This is a genomic window from Spirosoma jeollabukense, assembly GCF_054777855.1.
On the sequence record NZ_BAAHAD010000019.1, the window covers coordinates 1 to 22,710 of the forward strand.

Consider the following 22,710-nt stretch of genomic DNA (forward strand, 5'->3'; position numbering starts at 1 on the left):
GTATCTTCTTCGGCCAGTTGGCTATATCTGGCTAATAGCCAGATTATGTTACAACGCATTGAGACTTATTACCAAATGTGATTTCCCAACATGCTCTAAAAGTATCTAGGGTATTTTCGACTATACTATGATATTGCGGATTTTGAATTAAAATCTTTTCTATTTTATGTGGTAATTGTATTATTCCCATAATTATTATATGATGCAATTAAATATTAACTTTTAAAATCTTATTTAACTGTCTGATAATTAAATGATTATGATAATGTTAGGAATCATAAATTTCATCAAAAGTTTAATATAAAAAAAGCACTCAAATCGCTGATTATGAGTGCTTTAATTTTTTGATGCAGAGAGAGAGGGATTCGAACCCCCGGACCTGTTACAGTCTTCGGTTTTCAAGACCGACGCAATCGACCACTCTGCCATCTCTCTTTCTGGGTGCAAATATACGAACGTTCGGAGATTTGTCAACCCATGACCGCCCTCTTTCCCGCAAAAAGCCTAATTTTGTCCTATTCAATGAGTAATGAGCAAAGCGCAAACGTAGTGCCTGAGACTAGTCTCAGCTAGTCACTGCGTCTGCCACTCGCTCATTCACAATTAGATAACATGGACGCTACCGAATCGCTACCCTCGCTTGAAACCGCCCAAAAGCTGGGCCTGTTACCCGAAGAATTTGACCGCATTGCCGAAATTTTAGGCCGTCGCCCGAATTTTACTGAACTCAGTATCTTCTCGGTGATGTGGTCGGAACACTGTTCCTATAAAAATTCCATCGTCTGGCTCAAAACCCTGCCCCGCGACTCCGATCGGATGCTGGCCAAAGCTGGGGAAGAAAACGCGGGCCTGGTTGACATTGGGGATGGGTTGGCCTGCTCATTCAAGATCGAGTCGCACAACCATCCCTCGGCATTGGAACCTTATCAGGGCGCGGCAACGGGCGTCGGAGGAATCAACCGCGATATTTTTACGATGGGCGCCCGGCCCATTGCACAACTGAACTCACTACGTTTCGGCAACCTCGAACTGGCGAAAACCAAGCGGTTGTTGCGGGGCGTCGTGAAAGGCATCGGCGATTATGGCAATGCGTTTGGCATCCCGACGGTGGGCGGTGAGCTGTTTTTCGATGAGAGTTACAACACCAATCCACTCGTCAACGCGTTCTCGGCGGGTATTGTTGAAGTAGGTAAATCAGCAAAAGCGACCAGTTTTGGCGTCGGGAACCCGGTGTTTATTGTTGGCTCGGCAACGGGGAAAGACGGTATCCACGGTGCTACGTTCGCGTCGGAAGATATATCGGCCGCTTCGACCGACAAGCTGCCCGCCGTGCAGGTGGGTGATCCATTCATGGAAAAACTCCTGCTCGAAGCGACGCTGGAAATCATTGAAACGGGCTATGTGATTGGTATTCAGGATATGGGTGCCGCCGGGATCATCTGTTCAACCTCCGAGATGAGCGCGAAAGGCGAGCACGGCATGATTATCGACCTCGACAAAGTACCCACGCGTCAGCCAAATATGGCCCCGTTCGAGATTCTTCTTTCTGAGTCGCAGGAGCGGATGCTGGTTGTCATTGAAAAAGGAAAAGAGCACATCATTCAGGGCATTTTCGATAAATGGGATTTGAACTGCGCCCAGATTGGCGAGGTGACAGCTCCCGGCGAAAACGACCTGGGCCGGATTCACTTCTACCGTTACGGGGAACTCGTGGCCGACGTACCGGCCTATGACCTGGTGCTGGGTGGCGGTGCACCCCAGTACAACCGCGATTACAAAGAACCTGCCTATATTAAGGAATACGCCAAATTCGATCCATCGGATGTGGACGATCTCGAAGCTGATGAGATTCGGGACGTAGCGGAACACCTGCTGGCGCACCCGAATATCTGTTCCCGCAAGTGGGTCTATGAACAATACGATTCGATGGTGGGCACGGCGAACCGGAGCACCAACGCGCCGTCGGACGCGGCTGTTGTACGGGTGAAAGGTCCCGGCTTACCCGCCACCGAAAAATCAATTGTGATCACGGTTGACTGCAACAGCCGCTATGTGAACGCGAACCCGCGTCAGGGTGCCATGATCGCCGTGGCCGAAGCCTGCCGCAACATTGTTTGCTCTGGTGGTGAACCCCTGGCCGTGACCAATAACCTGAACTTCGGAAATCCCTACGTACCGGAAGTTTACTGGCAGTTTGTGGAGGCCGTGCAGGGCATGGGCGAAGCCTGTCGTCGGTTTAGCACACCCGTGACGGGCGGGAATGTGAGTTTCTACAACCAGAGCTCCGACGATGGTCCGGTGTTCCCTACGCCCACTATCGGCATGCTGGGGTTAATGGAAAATCCGGCGCACCGCATGACGCTCAATTTCAAAAATGAAGGTGATTTGATCTTCCTGGTCGGTGCTTCCACGAATGATATTGCATCGTCGGAGTACCTGTATTCGTATCGGAAGGTGACGGCATCACCAGCCCCATTTTTCGATTTTGAGGATGAATGGCGGGTTCAGGAAGGTATTAAAACCCTGATTCGGAATGGCTGGATTCAGTCAGCACACGATGTGTCGGATGGGGGCTTGTTTACTACGTTAGCGGAATCGGCGATGGCGGGAAATGTTGGCTTTCAGGTTGTAACGGATGATCGGCATCGGCTCGATGCGTTCCTGTTTGGCGAAAGTCAGAGCCGGGTTGTCATTTCTGTGTCGCCCGATCAGCGCCAGCACGTAGAAGGTTATCTGGACGATACCGTTCTTCCGTTCAAGTATCTGGGCACCGTTACGACGGGCGACTTCGTCATCGATGGAGCCAAGATTCTAACCGTTGCCGGGGCAAAAGATCTGTACGACAACGCGTTGGGAAATATAATGAAGTAAAAAAACGCTCCATAAGTGACCCGGCCGATGGTCCGCCAAATGCAAATGCATTGGTGGATCATCGGCCGGGTTGTTTAGTTGTCCTTAGCAGGACAAAAATGACTCCGTTATAGTCTGAAATTCGAAATTGGACTTTACTACTGCATTTTCGACCTTTTCGAATTCTTCTTGTCCGGCTTGAGTTAATCAGGAAAGTCCCATCTTTTTTGCAGACGAACATGGAATTAGGTATCAGTAGCTTTGGCGAGATAAGCCCCGACAACGTAGCGGGAAAAGCGGTCAACGCGCATCGGCGGATGCAGCAATTGCTGGAAGAAATAAAATTGGCCGATGAAGTAGGATTAGACGTGTTTGCCCTGGGCGAACACCATCGACCCGATTTTGTGGTATCGGCACCCGAAGTGATTTTAGCCGCAGCCGCGACCATCACCAAAAATATAAAATTGTCCAGTTCCGTAACGGTGCTGAGTTCGGCCGATCCGGTACGGGTGTTTCAGAATTTCGCCACGCTGGATCTCATCTCGAATGGCCGGGCGGAGATTATGGCGGGCCGTGGGTCATTTATTGAATCGTTCCCCTTATTTGGTTACGACCTGTCCGACTACGACGACCTGTTTACGGAGAAGCTGGACTTGCTGGTGAAAATTAATCAACAGGAATTTGTCAGCTGGAAAGGAAAACACCGGGCGAGTATCAACAAGCTGGGTGTCTATCCCCGGCCATATCAGGAAGCTCTTCCCATCTGGCTGGCGGTTGGAGGAACACCGGCTTCGGCGGTTCGGGCGGGAAAAATGAACCTGCCGATGACACTCGCTATGCTGGGCGGTTCGCCCGACCGGTTTGTGCCATTTGTCAATCTGTTCCGGCAATCGGCCAAAGAAGCTGGTCACGATGTAAGTCAGTTACCGCTGGCCATCAATTCCCATTTCTACGCAGCTGACTCGGCGCAACAGGCGTCTGATGAGTTATTTCCAACGTATCAGGACATGATGAACCGGATCGGGCGGGAGCGGGGCTGGGCACCGCTGGGACGAGATCAGTTTGAGTCAATGCGAAACTACGGCCCGCTGGCGGTGGGTAGCCCGCAGCAGATCATCGACAAGATTTTGCATTTCCATGAGCTGTTCAAAAATACCCGTTATCTGGCTCAGCTGATTGGCGGCCAGCAGTTTCCGCACAAGCAGACGCTCCATGCCATTGAATTGTTTGGTACTAAAGTAGCGCCGGTAATTCGGAAAGAGCTGGCGCTTGTCACTAAGTAGCACGAAGAAAGAATGGCACGGGGTTTGTAGAAGGTTTAGCGAACTTCGGGGTGAACTGATTGTTCCGGTATTAGTTAATAATTCACTGGGTTTACTAAATAAAGAAGTATATGAATATTGAAACTGCAATTCTGGCTGGAGGTTGTTTTTGGGGAGTAGAAGAACTTTTCCGCAGTTATCCGGGTGTAACGTCGACACGGGTTGGTTATACAGGTGGCGATGTCCGCAATGCTACGTATCGTAATCACGGTAGCCATGCCGAAGGGATCAAAATCACGTTTGACGCCGACCAATTGTCGTACCGTAAGTTGCTGGAATTTTTCTTTCAGATCCATAATCCGACAACGCGCAACCGGCAGGGCAACGATATTGGTACGTCATACCGTTCCGCGATTTTTTATCTGGATGAAAACCAGAAAACAACCGCCGAAGAATTGATCTCGGAAATGGAAGCTTCGGGCATCTGGCCGGGGCCGATCGTAACCGAAGTTGTGCCCGCGTCGGATTTCTGGGATGCTGAGGAAGAACATCAGGATTATCTGCAGAAGCATCCGTATGGCTATACCTGCCACTACATCAGGCCAGAATGGCAACTGGCTGAACACGCCAATCAGTAGGCGCTACTTAGATTGCCAATTTACAGAAACTGATGCCCGTACGCCCAAACTTACTTAACCGTTCGTTTGGGCGTATGCTTTCCAGACCTATCAGCTCCTGGCGCTAGTTAATACCGACCAGGTCAATTGTGAAAATCAGTATGGAGTTGGCCGGAATTTCGTTCTGCTCCTGCGAACCGTAGGCCAGACTAGGCGGAAGGTATAGCGTAATGCTACCACCGGGTGCCACAAGCGGGATACCTTCCTGCCAGCCCACAATCAGTTGATTCAGGCCAAAGCTTATCCCCGAAGCACTATCAAAGACTTTTCCGTTGGTCAGTTTTCCGCTGTAGTTGACCGTTACGTTATCGCAGGCGGTTGGTTTCGCGCCTTTCCCCGGTGATTGGATAACGTAGTAAAACCCCCGTTTGTCGGCTTTAGCCGGAATGTGGTTTGCCTCAATATACTGTTTTAACGTAGTGACCTCACTTTCGGGCGCGGCCGTGGTGACGGTGGTCTGGGTGCAGGGGGCATCCTGCCCACAACCGCCCACTATCAGCGCACAGAACAGAAGCGCAAATGGAAATTTTTTCATCATCAGTAGCTTACCTGGCGAAGCTACTTATTTTTATTGAATACGACTTTGCTACGTTACAGATCGGCTTCAATCAGGCATCGTCACTGCCTTACAAGTTGACCGCCTGGAAAACGCTAATTGCCACTTCTTTAATCACTTACCATGAAACACCTACTCGCCAGAAACTGGCTGGCAATCCTCAGCTTCTTTTTTATCATTGGCAATGGTCAGGCCAGCCCCCTGGCCGCTTTGGCTGCATCTTCAGGTATAGCTCAGCAACCGAAAAGCAGCGATAACACAGGTTGGCGACAACTTTTTAATGGAAAGGATCTGAATGGCTGGAAGCATGTGGGTAAAGGAAGTATGTCGATAGAAAAGGGCCTGATTCGTGGGCACGGTGGTCTGGGGCTGCTGTACTGGACAAAGGAAAAGTTTGGCAACTGCACCATTCGGGTAGTGTATCGAATGCAGAAAGAAAATAGCAATTCAGGCGTCTTCATTCGGGTACCCATCGAGCCGTTTGAGCAGTGGATGCCGGTTTATTATGGCTATGAAGTGCAGATTGACAACCATCCCGAAACGTCCAAAGAGGATGACTATCACATAACGGGTACGCTGTATTCATTGACCAAACCGCTGGCAAAGCCCGGCAAGCCCGGTCCGCAATGGAACACGATGGAGATTACGCTGGATGGCCCCCGTACCATTGTTTACGTCAATGGGGTGAAAGTGACAGATTACACAGAAGGCGACCCGGTCGCTCCGCGTAAATTTGATTTTGAGCCTTATCACGGTCTACGACCTAATTCTGGCTATATTGGGCTACAAAATCACGGCGATCACGATGTGGTTTATTTTAAAGAAGTTGCTGTAAAGCCGCTTTCTAAAAAATAGATTTTAAACACAGAGCCACAGAGAACACAGAGTTTTAAAACCTAATAGTAGCAATTTAAAACTCTGTGTTCTCTGTGGCTCTGTGTTTAAAATTGTGTTTCCTAAAAGTTCTTAATGCCCTATTTCCTTACAACCAAAGACCCTGAGAAGTCATCGGTTAAGTAATCTGCCAAATTTATCTCCAACCACCTAATCAATTCACAATGCAACTGAGTATCCAGCACTTATCAAAAACGTATCCCAACGGCGTCAAAGCCCTAGATGACGTATCACTCACCATCCCAATGGGCATGTATGGGCTGTTAGGCCAGAATGGGGCGGGTAAATCGACGCTCATGCGCACACTCGCTACGTTACAGGACGCCGACCGGGGCCATGTGATGCTGGACGATCTCGACGTACTGAATCAGAAAGATGCCGTTCGGCGGGTGCTGGGTTACCTGCCGCAGGAATTTGGGGTCTATCCCAAGGTGTCGGCAACCGATCTGCTCGATCACTTTGCCATCCTGAAAGGCATAACAAATGGCCGCGAGCGTAAGGAATTAGTCGAAGCGCTGCTGCATCGGGTTAATCTCCACGATGTCCGCAAAAAAGCCGTCAGTAGTTATTCCGGTGGTATGAAACAGCGATTTGGCATTGCACAGGCCCTTATCGGCAACCCCAAACTTATTATTGTGGATGAGCCGACGGCGGGTCTCGATCCCGGCGAACGCAACCGATTTTATAACCTGTTGTCGGAAATTGGCGAGAATGTCATCGTCATTCTGTCTACGCACATTGTTCAGGACGTAATGGAGCTGTGCAACAACATGGCGATTATTCACAAAGGGCAGGTGCTGTATAGTGGCTCACCGCAGGCTTCTGTGACAAAACTCGAAGGTAAAATCTGGGAAAAATCGATTCCCAAAAGTGAACTGGCAACGTATCAGCAACGCTACAATGTGATTTCCAACAAACTTGTGGCGGGAAAACCACTCGTTCACATTCTGAGTGAACTCGATCCCGGAGAAGGGTTCCAGCCCGCGCGTGCTGACCTGGAGGACGTTTTCTTTTCCACGATTGAGGCCGGAACCGTGGTGAGTAAGTAACGGATAAGCGGCTCTAAAATCATTCACTCCTAGCCACAATCACTATGTTTCGACACATATTTACCTTTGAAATTCGCTATTGGTTACGGCAACCGATGGTGTACGTTTTTCTGCTGGTTAACGTCCTGCTGTTCACCTGGGCATCCGCATCCGACGACCTCACTATTGGCGGTACGTTCGGAAATATTTACAAGAATGCGCCCTATGTTATTCAGAATCAATACGCTATCTGGTGCGTTTTTGCGCTGCTGATGACCACCGCTTTTGTGCAAAGCGCGGCCATTCGCGACTTTACGTACAAGACGAACCAAATAGTTTTTGCCTCGCCGATCCGCAAAATTGACTACCTGGCCGGGCGATTTTTCGGCTCTTTTCTGGTGTCCCTTATTCCCTTTCTAGGTATTTCGATTGGCATCATTTTTGGCTCCTGGTTCGGGCAGATAACGGGCGCTACTGATGCCGATCGCTATGGCCCGATCGACTGGCTGGCACACCTGAACAGCTTTCTGATTTTCGCCATTCCAAATACGTTTCTTTCGGGCGCTTTCATTTTTATGCTGGCTGCTCTGACGCGTTCCTCTATCACGGCCTTTCTTGGGGCGATCGTCCTGCTGGTCGCGCAGCTCATTGCCGGAACGTTTCTGAGCGATGTTGAGAATGAACACCTTGCCGTCTACTTTGACGCCCTGGGTGTGGGGCCCTTTCAACTGATTACCAAATACTGGACGGTCAGTGAAAAAAATACCCGCTCGGTGAGCCTGGCTGATGGGCTGGAGCTGTTAAATCGGGCTATCTGGGTGGGAGTTGGGTTGCTGGTGCTGGTTGTTACGTATGTTCGGTTTTCGTTTGAAGAGAAGGTCAGAAAACTGCGAAAACGGCGGGATAACGCCGTCGATGATGCCGCCGGAAAAGCCGTATTTGTGCCGCTGCAAACGTTGCCCCGCGTACAGATAAACCACGGGTTGTCGGCACAGTGGACACAGATGTTCCGGGTTTTCAGGACCGATTTCTGGGGCACTGTCAAGGGGACGGCTTTCATTGTGATTCTGTTCGCGGGGTTGCTCAATATGGGTTTTTCGCTGCAATACGCCGGGAGGTTTTACGGACTAAGTTCGTATCCCGTTACGTATCAGGTTATTCAGCTCATTCACGGGACGATTTCGCTGTTTCTGTTCGCTATTATTATTTTCTACTCCGGTGCGCTGATCTGGAAAGAACGTGATGCCGACCTGGACCAGATTTACGATGCGATGCCGCACCGGAACTGGAGCGTTTTCGTCGGGAAGTTCATTGCCATGATGGGCATTGTGGCCATTATTCAGGTTATGTGTATGGTGGCAGGTTTGACAACGCAGGCGCTGATGGGCTTTACTGACGTTGGCATAGGGCAGTATGTGATGGAGTTTCTGGTGATCGACCTGCTACGTTACGCGCCCATTATTGTCCTGTCGATGCTGGTCCATACGCTGGTTAACAATAAGTACGTGGCGTTTTTCGCGGTCGTGGCCCTTCTGATTGCGAATGCCTACGTCTGGACGCCCCTGGATGTGCAGAGTAATCTGGTGCAATTCAACGCGTCGCCTAATTACCAATACTCCGATATGAATGAATGGGGACCGTATGTGGCCTCAATAACGTGGTTTCGCGTGTACTGGTCATTGTGGGCGATAACGCTGGGTCTGGTGGCAGTTTTGTTCTGGGTACGGGGAAAAGATACCGCATGGCCCAACCGGCTTCGGTCGGCGGGGCAGGCGCTGCAGGGACAGCGCCTGATGGTTGGGGGGCTGGCCGTGGCACTGGTGCTGGTGGGTGGATTTATTTTCTACAATACGAAAGTCCTCAATCACTACGAAACGACCAAGGTTAAGGAAAAGCAACAGGTAGCTTACGAACAGAAATACAAACGCTACCAACATCGGGAACAACCACGGGTCGCCAATGTAAAATACAACATTGAGGTCTATCCCGAAGAACGAAATCTGGTGGTGAATGGCGATTATGTATTGGTGAATAAGGCCACAAAACCAATTGATTCCGTGCATATTGTGCTGCCGAACCGTCTTGATTTTACACTTAAACTAGATCGGGCTACGTTGGCGACGAACGATTCGCTGCTGCAATACCGAATCTACAAAGTAAGCCCCGCGCTGGCTCCCGGCGATTCACTGCATCTGCATTTCACAACCAAAAAACAGACCCGCGGCTTTGAGAATGAGGTCCAGTATACCAAACAGGCCAATCAGAACGGCTCCTTCTTCGACAACTTCGACATCGCTCCACAAATTGGCTACCAGGAGCAGGGCGAACTCAGCGACAAGAACGACCGCAAGAAATATGGTTTGCCCGAAAAAGCCCGGATGCCAAAACTTGAACGCAACTGCACCGGCGACTGCATGGATACGTACCTCAGCAACAACTCCGACTGGGTGTCGGTCGAAACGATTATCAGCACTTCACCCGACCAGATTGCCGTGGCCCCGGGTTCGTTGCTGAAAGAGTGGCGGCAGGATGGACCGGACAAGCAGCCCCGGCGGTATTTTCATTACAAGCTTGATCATCAATCGCTTAACTTTTACTCATTTATTTCGGCGAAATATGAAGTGGCCCGCGAAAAGTGGAACGGCATTGATGTAGAGGTGTATTACGATAAAAAGCACCCTTACAACGTCCGCGATATGCTTGAGTCGGTCAAAGGATCATTGGCCTATTATACCGAGCACTTTGGGCCATACTACCACAAGCAGGCCCGAATTATTGAGTTTCCACGTTACGCCAGTTTTGCCCAGGCATTTCCGGGTACGATGCCCTATTCGGAGAGTATTGGGTTCATTTCCCGAATCGACCCCGAGGAAGATATCGACATGGTCAAGTACGTGGTCGCCCACGAGATGGGTCACCAGTGGTGGGCGCACCAGGTCGTTGGCGCGTATATGCAGGGAGCTACCATGTTGTCGGAAACGCAGGCGCAGTATTCAGCCCTGATGGTAATGGAAAAAGCGTATGACAAAAGCCGCATGAAGCGCTTCCTGAAGTTTGAAATGGATCGATACCTGTCGGCGCGGGGGACCGAGTCGCTCAAAGAAGTTCCGCTCGAACGGGTTGAGAATCAGGGCTATATCCACTACAACAAGGGAAGTGCGGTAATGTATTATTTGAAAGAACTGATTGGCGAAGCGGCTGTCAACAAGGCACTGCAAACAATGGTTAGCCAGTACGCCTACCAACAACCACCGTACCCGGTTTCCTACACTATGGTGGACTTGTTCCGTCAGCAGACACCCGATTCGTTGCAGTCGGTCATCACTGATCAATTTGAGCGGATCACGATCTTTAATAACCGTGCTACGTCGGCGTCGGCGAAAAAACGAGCCGATGGGCAATATGACGTAACGGTGGAGGTGCAGGCCGAGAAGTTCTATGCAGACTCGCTCGGCCGCGAAACGCCAACGAAACTCAACGATCTGATCGACGTAGGGGTATATGGCAAACCAGCGGAAGGCAAAAAGCAGGGTAAGCTTCTCGCGGTTCGGCGCGAGCGAATGCGGCAGAAGAACGGTAAATATACGTTTGTGGTGAAGCAGGAACCCTTTGAGGCCGGTATTGACCCTATCAATTTCCTTGTAGATCGGGTGCCGGATGATAACCTTAAGCGGATAAGTAATTTGTAATGTCTGGCGGGGGCGTCCAAGCGGTTCAAACCCCTGCCAGAAATTAAGTTTTTCGGAACAAAATGAGTCTTTACCCGATTGTTTAAGGGTAAACGAAACGAGCAGTATGACAAAGGATTTAGCCGCCCTCACGCGCGAGATTGCTACGATTGCCACCGATGCCGGGGCGTTTTTACTTCAGGAACGTAGCCGGTTTCAGCGCGATGCAATTGAATACAAGGGCCTCAATAATCTGGTGTCCTACGTAGATAAAGAAACGGAGAAGCAACTGGTGGAGAAGCTCAGCAAGCTGCTTACCGAAGCCGGTTTCATTACCGAAGAGGGGACAACCGGGCAGGAAGCTGACCAAAATGCCCTGAACTGGATCATTGATCCGCTCGATGGGACAACAAATTTCATTCACGGCTTACCGGTATTTTCAGTTAGTATTGGCCTGGTGGAGGGCAAAACGCCAATTGCTGGTGTGATTTACGACCCCAACCGAGACGAATGTTTTTCCGCCTGGCAGGGTGGGGGCGCCCATTGCAATGAGACGGCCATTCACGCATCGACCGCAACGCAGCTCGGTGAAAGCCTGATTTCTACGGGATTCCCGTATTATAGCTTTGACAAAATGCCATCCTACCTGCACATTCTGGAGTCCTTGATGAAGGAGACACACGGATTGCGCCGGATGGGGTCGGCCGCGATTGATCTGTCCTACGTAGCCTGCGGGCGATTTGAAGCTTTTTATGAATATAACCTCAACTCCTGGGACATGGCCGCAGGTGTATTGCTTGTTCGCGAAGCCGGAGGTATTGTAACCGACTTCGAAGGGGGCGATGAATTTCTCTTTCGGGGCGACGTAGTAGCCGCCTGCGGTATCCACCCCGAACTGATAAAAGTCATTCAGGAATATTGGAAATAGTTATAGCTCGGAGGATCAGGGAGTTAAAAGGAGATAGACGGAGAAATAATAAAAACTCTGTGTATCTCCTTTTTTTCTCCATGCATCCCTTTCGACGGCCTGGTCTGTGTTAAAAACAACTCCCGCTTGTCCAGTTTCTGGAGACGTAAACTAACAATCGCGCTACGTGGCGGTTGACCTATTATTCATTTGGTACGGATTGCCTTACTAAAAGGCACATGACTTTCGGGTATTTACACCTGAAAAGTCATGTTATGTGTGAATAAAATCGTTTACGTCTTCATGTTTGTTAAAGCCAGCGTTAATGCCCTACTGATTAGCTTTCTCTTTTTTACGGCTCTGTTGCCGTCAATGGCGCAGGATACCACCCGAACGACGGATAAGTCGGCAGCCCAGACCATTCCGGATACCTTATTATTCAAAATACAAAAAGCACAGTCGGTTATCACCCAGATCAAGTCGGATGATAAGAAAAGGTATGGTCTTGCCCGCATACGGGCTGGTTTGTCGGAGGTGAAAACCAACGTAGCACCCGTTTCCGCGGATTTGCGCGCACACGGAAAATCGGTTGAACCAAAGAGCTTATCCAACTATAACCTGATTCTGAATGATGCCCTGAAAAAACTGGCCGACTGGCGAACGATACTTTCCAGAACGAACAACGATCTGCAAACTAATCTGGATCAGGTACTTGCGCTAAGTACGGACTCATTACTGACCGTCGCGGGGAATGATACGACCGAAAAGAAACTCTACTCCGATCAGTTAGTTGGGCTGAAATTTCAACTACAGGATGCGGGTACCCGCACCAGTGCCCGGCTGGATACGGTAAGCCGATTGCTGGCCGATGTATCCGGTACGTATTTAACCGTCAGTAACCTGCAGACGACGCTTAATGAGCGGCTACAGAAGTCAACGGAAAATGCCCTGCAGAAAGAATCACCTTATTTATGGGAAGCGCCCATGGCGGTTTCGGCCGACAATCTGGGGCTACTTCTCAAATCGAGTTATCAGGGGCAGGATAAAATCCTTAAATACTTTTTTGCCTCTACCTGGGACAATCGGTTTCTGTTAGTCATGCTGGCGGTCCTCTATTTTGTCTGGGTATTTACTAACTACAAAAAAGCGCGAGACCCTGACCTACAGCAAAAAATAGCCCCGTTCCGGCTCGAAAACCTACGGCCCGTACCGATCGTGGCTACGCTGATTGTGCTGCTCAACCTGACACCCCTGTTTGAGCCCCAATCGCCCTCCATATACATCGAAATTACCCAGTCTTTGCTATTTCTGGTGCTCACCCTTCACCTGTGGCCGAAGTTCTCTACGCAGGACAGACGCATGTGGGTACTTACCGGAACGATGTACGTACTACTCATTTTAACCAACGCTATTGTTGGCGATTCTGCCCTTATGCGGCTGGGGCTAATCGCCTTGAATGCCGGCTTTTTGTACATCGGCCTTGTCTTTACTGACCGATTGCCACGGCAGCACATCAGCACGCGTATTGTTCGGGCAGTACGTGTGCTTTACCTTTTATTGATGGGGCTGGCCATTGTCTTAAATATTTTTGGGCGAATCAGCTTAGCCAAAACTGTGAGTATCACGGCCGTTATCGGATTGATTCAACTGACAGGCTTAAGCCTATTTATGGTGGTCGTGCTGGAAGCTTTGGAACTTCAGATAAAAATAAGCGCTGGCACAACCGGGTTCTTTTCCCGCCTGAATGTCAGTCATATACGGTCCTCCTTCAAAAAGGGGCTCAGCGTCGTCGCCGTTGGCTTATGGCTGCTGGTGTTTTTTATAAATGTGGGAATCGTCGATGTTGTCTTTAACATAGTGATTCATATCCTCACCAAGCCTCGTTCGTTCGGTAGTCTTGCTTTCACGCTGGGCAACGTAGTGTCGTTTTCGGTGATTATTTATCTGTCAAGCCTGTTGCAAAAAAACATAGGGCTATTCTTTGGCGAGAGCCAGCTTCCAACGGCGAGCGGATCGACTGAACAGGTAAGCTCAATCCTGGCGTTAGTACGACTGGTTATTGTTATCGCCGGGGTTCTGCTGGCCGTTGCCGCTTCGGGTATTTCCATCGATAAGTTTACGGTGGTACTGGGCGCGCTGAGCGTCGGTATAGGCTTAGGGATGCAGAACATTGTCAGCAATTTTGTATCGGGAATCATTCTGATTTTTGAACGACCGTTCCAGATTGGCGACTACGTGGAACTGGCCGACAAAAAAGGCCGTATCCGCGACATTGGTATTCGGGCCAGTCGCATGATAACCTCCCAGGGTTCGGAAGTCATTATTCCGAACGGTGATTTACTGTCGAATCGATTAGTGAACTGGACATCCAGTGACTCGTACCTGAAAACGGAACTGACCCTGAAAGTGAGCGCTGAAACAGACCTTCAGACAATCCAGGCTATTATAATCCGTGAAGTAGATCAACTGGACGGAGCCTTAAAAAACAGACCGCCGGAAATTGTCGTCACTGCTATTGGCGCTGATGCTGTCGAACTGAAAGTAGTGGTATGGATAAGCAATATTTATACCGAAGTCAGTCTCAAGAGTCAACTGCTCCAGCGATTATTAGCGGCTTTCAAAGCGGCATCCATTAAACTGGTTTAGCGTTTCTGCTGGCTGCCGTATAAAAGATAAAAAATATATCAAAACAAACGATCCCGACTGCACTGCCGGTGCAGTCGGGATGACAAAATATATTACTTCACCACCTTCATTGTGCCTTGCATGATGTAGAAGTGGCCCGGTACCGAGCATTCGTACATGTAGTCGCCGGGTGTTGACGGGGCAATGAAATAGATGGTTTCGTTGGTGTTCGGCTGAAGCAGATTGGTGTGGTGCAGCACCTTGTCTGACTGCGGAATATAGTTTTTCTCCTGTCCTTCAAGGCCTAATTTCATGGCCAGCTCGCCAACCTGAATGGCGGAACCGGGCGCTACAACAACGAAGTTATGCAGCATATCATCCTCATTATTGAAGACAACCCGCACCTTGCTGCCCGCTTTTACCTGAAACTGCTCGGGTGTGAACTTTAGCCCCGGCTTGGTTCCTAACGTAATGGTATAATCGGGTTCGCCCCAGGAAGCGGGCATTTCTGTCACCCGTTTCATGGTACTGCTCACCGTCGCTTTTGTAGCAGCCGGTTTTGTTGTCTTTCCTTTGGTTGCCGTTGTTTTTGTAGGTACGGGCGGTGCCGTCGATGTCGACGCCATGACCATTGCCGAGTGATCGTGTTTTGGGGCTACGTCAGCAATGGCTAATTTTTCGCCATCAGGAATATTGTTCAGCGTATAGTAGCCAACATTATGGAGTAAAGCTCTTCCATTAGCCGACTTCACGCCATTCGTCGTGATTTCATGAATATAACCCAGTCGCAGGCTGTCAACTACCAACCGTGCTTTCATGCCATCTTTCGACACAACGACACCACGGATTGGGCAGCCACCCCGATTAATAACCGGGCTGCCATAGGTCGCGTGGTATTTGTAATTGAAGCCCGTTACTTTATAAGATGCAGGATCGGCGGCCAGTTCCTGATCGACGGGAGCTGTAAATTCGATTTCAAAACCATCCGGCATCGCGTGGATCGTCTTCATCTCGAACGGCGTCTTTCCCGTCCAGACAAGACGTTGCAAACTAAACAATTCTTTACCCGTCGACGACCAGCCCCGGCTGGTCATACCTACGAACATGGAGGCATCATGCCCCCAAACCATACGGAGCACGCCCGACGAAAAACCTTCCCGAAACGGGAATACTACGCCCTGATATTTGCCCTTGACCTTCTCCAGATCAACGCGCGAGAGGATACTTTGGCCCTGATCTCCAATAAACATCTGATTAGCAAACGGGCCGAATTTTCCGGCGGTATTATCGGTCAATAAGCCCGATGTCGAGATACCCAGAATACCGTGTGGCAACCAGACGGCGGGTGCTTTCAGTGCCGTAAACCGCTTTGCTACGTCGTAGAGCGGTTCGCCCGTATTGGGTACGTCCTGCGGTTTGATGGTTAATGGCGAGCCGGGCATACCCGTCCAGCGAAGACTTTCGGCGTTTCCGAGAAAATCACCTTTTTCTACCTGCGAAATACGGCCCGAGCCAACCCAGTCGCCCTGGTTTTCGGTGTAGAAGTAATCGCCGGCTGCGTTGAAACCGTAGCCAGCGGGCGAGCGCATGCCAGCCGCGAACGGCGTCATTTTGCCATCGGGTGTTAATTCCAGCGTCCAGCCGCGCCAGGGCACCAGACTCACGCCATGGCCCAGGCTATTGCTCCAGCCCACGTTCAGGGTAACCAGCATATTGCCGTTTGGCAAGAACGTTGGGCCATAGGAATACTCATGATAATTGCCCGATAGCGGCCAGGAGTATACTTTGTCGTACGAGTCCGCTTTTTGATCGCCGTCGGTATCGCGCAGTCGTGTTACTTCACTACGTTGGGTGACATAAATATCGCCGTCTTTATAAGTCAACCCGAGAGGCTCATGCAAGCCAGACGCAAATCGTTTGTAAACCGGTCTTTCCGTGCCGCTTATCGACGGATTCGATACCAGCCATACTTCGCCCCGGCGCGTACAAACGGCCAGGCTACCATCGGGCAACGTAGCCATACCCCCCACTTCCAGAATGATGTCTTCGGGAACGGGCAGCGAAATCAGCTTATAGAAGTCCTCTTCTTTTTCAGGATCAACTTCTGGTTTGGCTAGTCCTTTTGGAGCCGGGGCTAGCTGTTTGCTGCTGGAACTAACTGGCTTTCCGTCTTTCGACTGGATTTGCGCAAACGTGGGCAACGTACTAAAACAGGTCAGACTGGTAGCGACGAGAGCCGCTATAGCCAGCCGATTTATTGATTGATGAGATACGTTCATGAGGGTATTTTTCAAAAATTGAGCCTTACCAGACAATTGAGTAAGAAATGACGCCAACCTTATTCGTCGCTTTCACCGGCAGCAACATCTCCTTCATATTTTGCGCCGTGTTGCGGATAACGGGTTTCGCAGTGCCCGGCAACTCAATAAAATACTGCTTGTCGTTAATCGCATATAAACCATTTGGCAACACCGTGATGTCCTTGCCTTCAGCAACCCGGCACCAGATTTCTTTTGTCTCTGAACCCGGAGAGACCGTGAACGTATGCGCTAATTTCTTGCCATCGTCCGTTGACGCCAGCGACTCACGCACGCTTGCCCCACCCAGCGTATACTTGAAAACCGGTCGACCGGCTTTGTCAACGTCGTAGCCCAGGTTGTTATACGTAGCGTTGGAGTCGGGCCAGGCCGCATTTTGATCGGCCAGAAACGTAAGCGATGGCTTGCCTGGCAACTCGATCACGCTGCCCAGCGGAACGGATAACTGCGTTTCACCCCGACCGTGCCACATGGGTGTCGTATCCAGAAAATCACCCCGCCAGATTTGCAGAAATTCACCTTTGCGCAGGTCGACCGTGTAGTTTGCGTCGTTGGGTTCGCCAACCGAAATGGTATGCGTATGCTTTATGCCGTGGTGATTCACAAATCCCCGTTGCATAACCGGCTCACTGGTCGCTATTTCCGTGATTGGGCTAACGGCCTCTTCGATACGTATCACCGGATTCAGCGCAGTATATTGAACGCCGGGACCTTCAATCGTTAGCAGGATGTCATTACTGCGGGCGTACCAGAACCCGAAATTTTTATAATAGGCCAGCTCAAATGGAAAATCGCCCGCGTCCAGATTCGTAGTAATCGTCGCGAAATTGTTGTCCTTGCCGGTGATGGTCAATAATTTTTTACCCGCAATGGACAACTCGCCTGCACCATTCGGATTGGTTGGCAGCGTCTCATTTGGAATAAAGCGAAGCGTTAGGTTCAGCAGGTATTGCCCGGCGCGGGGAATATGAATCGTGCCGGTAATTTTTCCGCCGAAATTATCCCGGCTGCCTGGCACCTGATGGGCCAGAATCTCAATCGGCATTTCCCGTTTCGGGGTAAGCGCGTTGAAATCGTCCACCGATTTGAATTTGCCGTCATAGGCTTTCAGTGTCAGTTTGGTTAAGGTAACCGGCTCAATACCATAGGATTTATACTTAATGTTTCGAATCGCTACCGGACCATGATCGCCCTGAATCATGAGCGGCCCAGTAGGTTTTTCATCCTGAAATGCAGCCGCCCGCGTTGGTCCCGTTACTTCAATGTTCTCGTGGATGGTAACGCCGTTCTGAATCACCTTGATGAATTTGGCATTGGCGATTTTCTCCCCTTTTTCGTTGAAGCGCGGTGCCCGGAATACAATTTTAAAGTGCTGCCAAAGACCCGGTGCTTTGCTGACATTCTGCGCGGGCGGATGACCTTCATAACCTTTGCGGCCTTCGGGACGGCTTTCGTCCCAGCGTTCATAAATGGACCCACAATCCACGGACTTTGGATCTTTTACGCCCCAGCTATCAAAGAGTTGGATTTCATAACGGCTTTGCAGATAAATGCCTGAGTTGGAGCCTTTCTCCATCATGAAATCCAGTTCGAGTTCCATATCACCGTGTTCCATTTTGGTGAACAACTGATCTTTGCTCTTTCCCGAAAGATCGTTTACCAGAATGCCGGTTCCTGGTTTGGTACTTGCTTTGCCATCTTTGTTAATGTCGTAGAAGACATCGCCAACGATTTTCCAATTGCCCCCAGTAGGCTTAAAGTCGTTGAGATTCTGAAGGTTGAGCGTTGCGTAGGGTAATTCATTGGTTTGTGCCGATACACTAAATGCATAGAGTAGCAGGCACAAAAGAGACCAACAGACAGGACGTTGCATAAACAGTAAATAAAAAGGATTTTTCTACCTCAAAGTTAAGTTTTACTACGTTACCTACCCAAAAAGAAACTGAAGAGCGCGTGAAAATATGGGTGTGGAATACTTTCTGTTTTTGCCATACTATAAAACCTGCGCTATCTTCCGCCAATGAAGAAATCACTACGTACTGATTTAGTTGTTGTCCTATTTGCGGTGCTGATGCCGCTGGTCTCCCAGGCTCAGAAACTACCCAGGCAGCAAGGCTCAGGAACAACAGACGAGATGGCTATTCGAACCTTGCGGGCGCAGTCGAATCAGGCTATTCAGGCCCATGATCTCACTGCCTTTGGACAGACCATGCTGCCTGATATTGAGGTAACGCGGGGAAGTGGTTCACACGTATCGAGTCGGGATTCGGTGCTGGCATCTGTGGCCCCCCAATTCAAAGACGCTACGTTTCTCGGGTACGTCCGCACGACAGATAGCATCCAGATCAGTACGTCGAGTCCCCTGGCGGCCGAGCATGGACACTGGGCTGGCCGTTTCCAGCGTCCCGACGGCATTCAAACCATAACCGGTACGTATCTATCCATGTGGCGCAAAACCGACGTGGGCTGGAAAATCCGTTCCGAACTATTCGTGAGTTTAGCCTGTACAGGAAGCGCGGCTTGCGGGAAGTGAGCGTAGAAATCTATACGTTTGGAATACGCCCTATTTTCTGACTCCGCTCGATCGGCGTGCTTGATTTAAGTACTTGTCCTCCATTGCCGAGCGATGGGTTTTCGGGATTTGAGTAATAAATCGCTTTAGCCCGGTGAATAAGTTTCAGCGCAGCTACCAACCGTTCCTGTGGTGTTTTGGCCTACCAATATTCTTTATCGTATGCCGGAATATCGTCGAAGTGGCTGGATTTGTAGATGGGAGGCATGGGTGAATCAGCGTATAACAAGGAATCTTTAAGCTATAAAGTTAATCCGAGAAAGTCATTTGGCGTAATAATTGGAATGGACCTATACGGATGTAAAATACGTAAGTCCAGGTCACCACTTATCAGGTAAGACGCTTCACCATAAACCGCAACTTCCAGAAATTTATTATCCTTTACGTCCCGACAGTCGGTTATACGCAGTGTTATTGGGACAATATGTGCCACTAGTGCGTAGCGATTGATGAATAAACTGGCCTCGAATGGGGTAATATACTTAGCGAACTTTGGCCTGTGTAATACGTCGCTTAATTCATCTAAACAGGCCGTAGATGTTAGAAGTCGACATTGCTGGTACGCTTTATCAAAGGCCAGCCTGCTTACTGACCGCGCTAGTAAAGCCGCACTTACCAACCCGTTTGTATCGAAGACTATAGCGGGTGACATCAATCAACTAACAACTCATTAAGAATATCTGGCGTCAGGCCGCGTTTAGCCGCTTTAAAGCTTATGTAATCCATTACGTCTAACACATCAGTTGTTTCAGTAAGACTATCAGCAATAAGAATAGCAAGTACATTCTTCTGCTCGGCAGACAGCTTCTGGTACTGTTGGGCGGTTGAGTCCGGTACAGGAATTTGTAATGTTGTCATAGCTTTTATAAAGATAACAAAGATTTGCTGGATGTGAAGTCCCAAATCAACTTCACCGCAGCCGCCAGGATATCTTATCGTGTCTTAGCCCACCAATATTCTTTACCGTATGCGGAATGTTGTTGATATACTGAATTTATGGAGAAAGGTTATGCGAGTAATGATTTCTTAAAGACTTCCCCAAAAACTTTTACAAACCAGTCGTAACAATTACTAAAGCTAAAAACAATTACGTCTGAATCTACCTGAATATAAGTAAAGGTTGAGAGCTCAGATAAATTCAGACGTTTTTTCTTTGGATTCAGCTTTTTTAAATTTACTCAACCATATCAGCCTGCAAATAAACCTTCATCAATTGAGCCGCCGAAACAGTGGGTGTAGCATAGGGTGCTCCGTCTTTGCCGATAAATTCAAGTAGATAGTTTTCGTTCGGACCAATGTCAACAATTACCCCTATTTCTCCTCGACGTAGATTGTAATTCGGCAATGGGGTTGTAAGAGCTGCTAAATCGTGCAGATGAAGTTTGTCCATAATCCGCGATATAAACTAAAACCGTTTGTCCTTCCGACGCAGGAAAAATCTTCGGACTCTTCCTGCGTCGGAAGGACAACAACTACGTATCATCACCCCTTCTTCACTTCCTTCGCAAACGAATCTTTCAATGTAACGGTCCGGTTGAAAACGGGCTTGTCAGCCGTAGAATCTTGGTCGAGGATGAAGTAGCCTTTGCGCATGAACTGGAAGTTGCTTTGCGCACCAGACCGGGCCGCTTCTACCAGCGCCGGTTCGACAAAGGCACGTACTACGCTCAGCGAATTGGGGTTAAGCAACTCTTTGAAATCGCGCTCGTCGGCGGCCGGGTTCTCGACGGAGAACAGTCGGTCGTAAAGACGGACTTCAGCTTCTACCGCGTGCGGGACGGATACCCAGTGAATCGTGCCTTTCACGCTCATACCCGACGTATCGGAGCCGCTCCTGGTTTCAGGGAGGTAAGTACAGCGTAACTCGATAATCTCACCCGCGTTGTCTTTCACGACTTCGTCACACTTGATAATGTACGCACCTTTCAGCCGTACCATGCCACCCGGAAACAACCGGAAGAATTTCTTCGGTGGGTTTTCCAGGAAGTCGTCACGCTCGATGTATACCTCGCGGCTGAACGGTACGTCGCGTTCTCCTGCTGTTGGGTCTTCGGGACTGTTTTCAATCCGCATGATTTCCTCACGGCCCACTTCGTAGTTCGTGATGACGAGTTTAAGTGGCTTTTCGTCCAGAACGGCCATCACGCGGTGGGTCGTTCTGTTCAGCTCTTCGCGGATGCAAAACTCCAGCAAACCCACGTCGATCAGGTTATCGCGCTTAGCGATCCCAATGCGGTCGGCAAATTCGCGGATGCTGGCGGGTGTGTAGCCGCGCCGACGGATACCGGCAATGGTTGGCATCCGGGGATCGTCCCAACCGCTCACATGCCCTTCTTCCACCAGCTGCTTGAGTTTCCGCTTGCTCATGACCGTATACGTCAGGTTGAGCCGCGCAAATTCAATCTGGCGGGAAGGGAAAATGTTCAGCTTGTCGATAAACCACTCATACAGCGGACGGTGTACTTCAAATTCCAGCGTACAGAGCGAGTGCGTAATGTGCTCAATGGCGTCCGACTGCCCATGCGCGAAATCGTACATCGGGTAGATGCACCATGTATCCCCGGTGCGGTGGTGATGCGCGTGCTTGATGCGGTAGATGATCGGATCGCGAAGTTGCATGTTCGGGGACGCCATATCGACTTTGGCACGTAGCACTTTGGCGCCGTCGGGATAGTCGCCCGCTTTCATGCGCCGGAACAGATCGAGGTTTTCGTCTACGCTCCGGTCGCGGTATTGACTCATCCGGCCGGGTTCGGTTGGCGTGCCTTTTTGAGCTGCTATCTCTTCCGAAGTTGAATCATCCACATACGCCAGCCCTTTCGAAATCAGGGTTTCGGCGAACTGGTAAATCTGGTCGAAATAATCGGATGCATAAAACTCATTCTCCCAGTCGAAGCCGAGCCAGTGAACGTCATTCTTGATGGAATCTACGTATTCGGTATCTTCCGTAACCGGATTTGTATCGTCGAACCGTAGATTGGTTTGTCCGCCGTATTTATCGGCGAGTCCAAAATTGAGGCAAATCGATTTGGCGTGGCCAATGTGCAGATAACCGTTCGGCTCGGGTGGAAAACGCGTATGAATTCGCCCACCGTTTTTGCCGGATTCAATATCCTCTTCTACAATTTGTTCAATGAAGTTGAGAGACTTTTCGCCTGATGTACGTTCGTCGGAGTCTTTGGGTGCTTCGGTCATGTCGCTTAATCGCTACTGATAAAGCCCCGAAATTACGGCCTTTGAGTGGGTTTGACAAACCGGAGAGCGAGTTGTTCTGAAATGAAAGGGTAGCTGAGGAATTCCTGTTGATAAGCTACGTTTTACCGCTTCCACTACTTACTTATAACAAATGTAGT

General features: G+C 49.7%; 16 protein-coding genes and 1 tRNA gene. 9 read left to right on the forward strand and 8 right to left on the reverse strand.

The annotated features are described in order from the left end of the window. Nucleotides 1-350: 350 nt before the first annotated feature. Nucleotides 351-435: transfer RNA gene (locus ACYVEA_RS32960), tRNA-Ser, on the reverse strand. A 177-nt stretch (nt 436-612) separates the two neighbouring features. On the opposite strand from ACYVEA_RS32960, the gene purL reads away from it, so the two are divergent. The 3 genes from purL (at nt 613) to msrA (ending at nt 4,750) form a co-directional block, all read left to right on the forward strand. Further along, nucleotides 613-2,871 (forward strand): phosphoribosylformylglycinamidine synthase subunit PurL, encoded by a 2,259-nt coding sequence (purL, locus tag ACYVEA_RS32965; RefSeq protein ID WP_461117633.1) that lies wholly within the window; start codon nt 613-615, stop codon nt 2,869-2,871. Between the two features lie 218 nt (nt 2,872-3,089). After that, the gene (locus ACYVEA_RS32970) at nt 3,090-4,133 is read left to right on the forward strand and encodes an Atu2307/SP_0267 family LLM class monooxygenase (RefSeq protein WP_461117634.1); all 1,044 of its coding nucleotides are present in this window, start codon (nt 3,090-3,092) and stop codon (nt 4,131-4,133) included. 110 nt (nt 4,134-4,243) lie between these two features. Beyond that, nucleotides 4,244-4,750: a peptide-methionine (S)-S-oxide reductase MsrA gene (gene msrA / locus ACYVEA_RS32975; RefSeq protein ID WP_461117635.1), complete on the forward strand. Its 507-nt coding sequence runs from the start codon at nt 4,244-4,246 to the stop codon at nt 4,748-4,750. 103 nt (nt 4,751-4,853) lie between these two features. Here msrA and ACYVEA_RS32980 read toward each other — a convergent pair whose 3' ends face one another. Beyond that, nucleotides 4,854-5,324, reverse strand: coding sequence for an FKBP-type peptidyl-prolyl cis-trans isomerase (locus tag ACYVEA_RS32980; RefSeq protein WP_461117636.1), 471 nt, complete (start codon nt 5,322-5,324; stop codon nt 4,854-4,856). A 144-nt stretch (nt 5,325-5,468) separates the two neighbouring features. Here ACYVEA_RS32980 and ACYVEA_RS32985 point away from each other — a divergent pair, with 144 nt between their 5' ends. The 5 genes from ACYVEA_RS32985 (at nt 5,469) to ACYVEA_RS33005 (ending at nt 14,488) form a co-directional block, all read left to right on the forward strand. Beyond that, nucleotides 5,469-6,200: a 3-keto-disaccharide hydrolase gene (locus ACYVEA_RS32985; RefSeq protein ID WP_461117637.1), complete on the forward strand. Its 732-nt coding sequence runs from the start codon at nt 5,469-5,471 to the stop codon at nt 6,198-6,200. 203 nt (nt 6,201-6,403) lie between these two features. Next, the gene (locus tag ACYVEA_RS32990) at nt 6,404-7,288 is read left to right on the forward strand and encodes an ABC transporter ATP-binding protein (RefSeq protein ID WP_461117638.1); all 885 of its coding nucleotides are present in this window, start codon (nt 6,404-6,406) and stop codon (nt 7,286-7,288) included. Between the two features lie 44 nt (nt 7,289-7,332). Then, the gene (locus ACYVEA_RS32995) at nt 7,333-10,956 is read left to right on the forward strand and encodes an ABC transporter permease/M1 family aminopeptidase (protein WP_461117639.1); all 3,624 of its coding nucleotides are present in this window, start codon (nt 7,333-7,335) and stop codon (nt 10,954-10,956) included. Between the two features lie 106 nt (nt 10,957-11,062). Continuing rightward, nucleotides 11,063-11,863 carry an inositol monophosphatase family protein gene (locus ACYVEA_RS33000; RefSeq protein WP_461117640.1) on the forward strand — a complete coding sequence of 267 codons (801 nt, stop codon included), beginning with the start codon at nt 11,063-11,065 and terminating at the stop codon, nt 11,861-11,863. 282 nt (nt 11,864-12,145) lie between these two features. After that, nucleotides 12,146-14,488, forward strand: coding sequence for a mechanosensitive ion channel family protein (locus ACYVEA_RS33005; RefSeq protein WP_461117641.1), 2,343 nt, complete (start codon nt 12,146-12,148; stop codon nt 14,486-14,488). Nucleotides 14,489-14,580: 92 nt separating this feature from the next. Here the strand turns inward: ACYVEA_RS33005 and ACYVEA_RS33010 are convergent, their stop codons facing one another. Next, complete coding sequence (locus tag ACYVEA_RS33010) at nt 14,581-16,746, reverse strand: plastocyanin/azurin family copper-binding protein (RefSeq protein ID WP_461117642.1); 2,166 nt, start codon at nt 16,744-16,746, stop codon at nt 14,581-14,583. A 25-nt stretch (nt 16,747-16,771) separates the two neighbouring features. Then, on the reverse strand, nt 16,772-18,658 hold the full coding sequence (locus ACYVEA_RS33015) for a family 16 glycoside hydrolase (protein ID WP_461117643.1): 1,887 nt from the start codon (nt 18,656-18,658) through the stop codon (nt 16,772-16,774). Nucleotides 18,659-18,805: 147 nt separating this feature from the next. On the opposite strand from ACYVEA_RS33015, the gene ACYVEA_RS33020 reads away from it, so the two are divergent. Beyond that, nucleotides 18,806-19,318, forward strand: a complete 513-nt coding sequence (locus tag ACYVEA_RS33020) for a YybH family protein (RefSeq protein ID WP_461117644.1) — start codon at nt 18,806-18,808, stop codon at nt 19,316-19,318. A 280-nt stretch (nt 19,319-19,598) separates the two neighbouring features. Here the strand turns inward: ACYVEA_RS33020 and ACYVEA_RS33025 are convergent, their stop codons facing one another. From ACYVEA_RS33025 to ACYVEA_RS33040, 4 genes are all read right to left on the reverse strand, one after another. After that, entirely contained in the window at nt 19,599-20,009 is a 411-nt protein-coding gene (locus ACYVEA_RS33025; RefSeq protein ID WP_461117645.1) for a putative toxin-antitoxin system toxin component, PIN family, read from the reverse strand. Next, nucleotides 20,009-20,215, reverse strand: coding sequence for a hypothetical protein (locus ACYVEA_RS33030; protein ID WP_461117646.1), 207 nt, complete (start codon nt 20,213-20,215; stop codon nt 20,009-20,011). The genes ACYVEA_RS33025 and ACYVEA_RS33030 overlap by 1 nt, the downstream gene beginning before the upstream one ends. A 316-nt stretch (nt 20,216-20,531) precedes the next feature. Next, nucleotides 20,532-20,747: a DUF4926 domain-containing protein gene (locus tag ACYVEA_RS33035; protein ID WP_461117647.1), complete on the reverse strand. Its 216-nt coding sequence runs from the start codon at nt 20,745-20,747 to the stop codon at nt 20,532-20,534. 92 nt (nt 20,748-20,839) lie between these two features. Then, nucleotides 20,840-22,552, reverse strand: coding sequence for a glutamine--tRNA ligase/YqeY domain fusion protein (locus ACYVEA_RS33040; protein ID WP_461117648.1), 1,713 nt, complete (start codon nt 22,550-22,552; stop codon nt 20,840-20,842). Nucleotides 22,553-22,710: the final 158 nt, after the last annotated feature.

Excerpts from the sequence above, each read along its gene's own strand:
- ACYVEA_RS32985 (WP_461117637.1), top strand. The coding sequence starts at position 5,469 with ATGAAACACCTACTCGCCAGAAACTGGCTGGCAATCCTCAGCTTCTTT.
- ACYVEA_RS33015 (WP_461117643.1), bottom strand. The coding sequence starts at position 18,658 with ATGCAACGTCCTGTCTGTTGGTCTCTTTTGTGCCTGCTACTCTATGCA.
- ACYVEA_RS33030 (WP_461117646.1), bottom strand. The coding sequence starts at position 20,215 with ATGACAACATTACAAATTCCTGTACCGGACTCAACCGCCCAACAGTAC.
- ACYVEA_RS33020 (WP_461117644.1), top strand. The coding sequence starts at position 18,806 with ATGAAGAAATCACTACGTACTGATTTAGTTGTTGTCCTATTTGCGGTG.
- ACYVEA_RS33040 (WP_461117648.1), bottom strand. The coding sequence starts at position 22,552 with ATGACCGAAGCACCCAAAGACTCCGACGAACGTACATCAGGCGAAAAG.
- ACYVEA_RS32980 (WP_461117636.1), bottom strand. The coding sequence starts at position 5,324 with ATGAAAAAATTTCCATTTGCGCTTCTGTTCTGTGCGCTGATAGTGGGC.
- purL (WP_461117633.1), top strand. The coding sequence starts at position 613 with ATGGACGCTACCGAATCGCTACCCTCGCTTGAAACCGCCCAAAAGCTG.
- msrA (WP_461117635.1), top strand. The coding sequence starts at position 4,244 with ATGAATATTGAAACTGCAATTCTGGCTGGAGGTTGTTTTTGGGGAGTA.
- ACYVEA_RS33010 (WP_461117642.1), bottom strand. The coding sequence starts at position 16,746 with ATGAACGTATCTCATCAATCAATAAATCGGCTGGCTATAGCGGCTCTC.
- ACYVEA_RS33000 (WP_461117640.1), top strand. The coding sequence starts at position 11,063 with ATGACAAAGGATTTAGCCGCCCTCACGCGCGAGATTGCTACGATTGCC.
- ACYVEA_RS33005 (WP_461117641.1), top strand. The coding sequence starts at position 12,146 with ATGTTTGTTAAAGCCAGCGTTAATGCCCTACTGATTAGCTTTCTCTTT.
- ACYVEA_RS32995 (WP_461117639.1), top strand. The coding sequence starts at position 7,333 with ATGTTTCGACACATATTTACCTTTGAAATTCGCTATTGGTTACGGCAA.
- ACYVEA_RS33035 (WP_461117647.1), bottom strand. The coding sequence starts at position 20,747 with ATGGACAAACTTCATCTGCACGATTTAGCAGCTCTTACAACCCCATTG.
- ACYVEA_RS32990 (WP_461117638.1), top strand. The coding sequence starts at position 6,404 with ATGCAACTGAGTATCCAGCACTTATCAAAAACGTATCCCAACGGCGTC.
- ACYVEA_RS32970 (WP_461117634.1), top strand. The coding sequence starts at position 3,090 with ATGGAATTAGGTATCAGTAGCTTTGGCGAGATAAGCCCCGACAACGTA.
- ACYVEA_RS33025 (WP_461117645.1), bottom strand. The coding sequence starts at position 20,009 with ATGTCACCCGCTATAGTCTTCGATACAAACGGGTTGGTAAGTGCGGCT.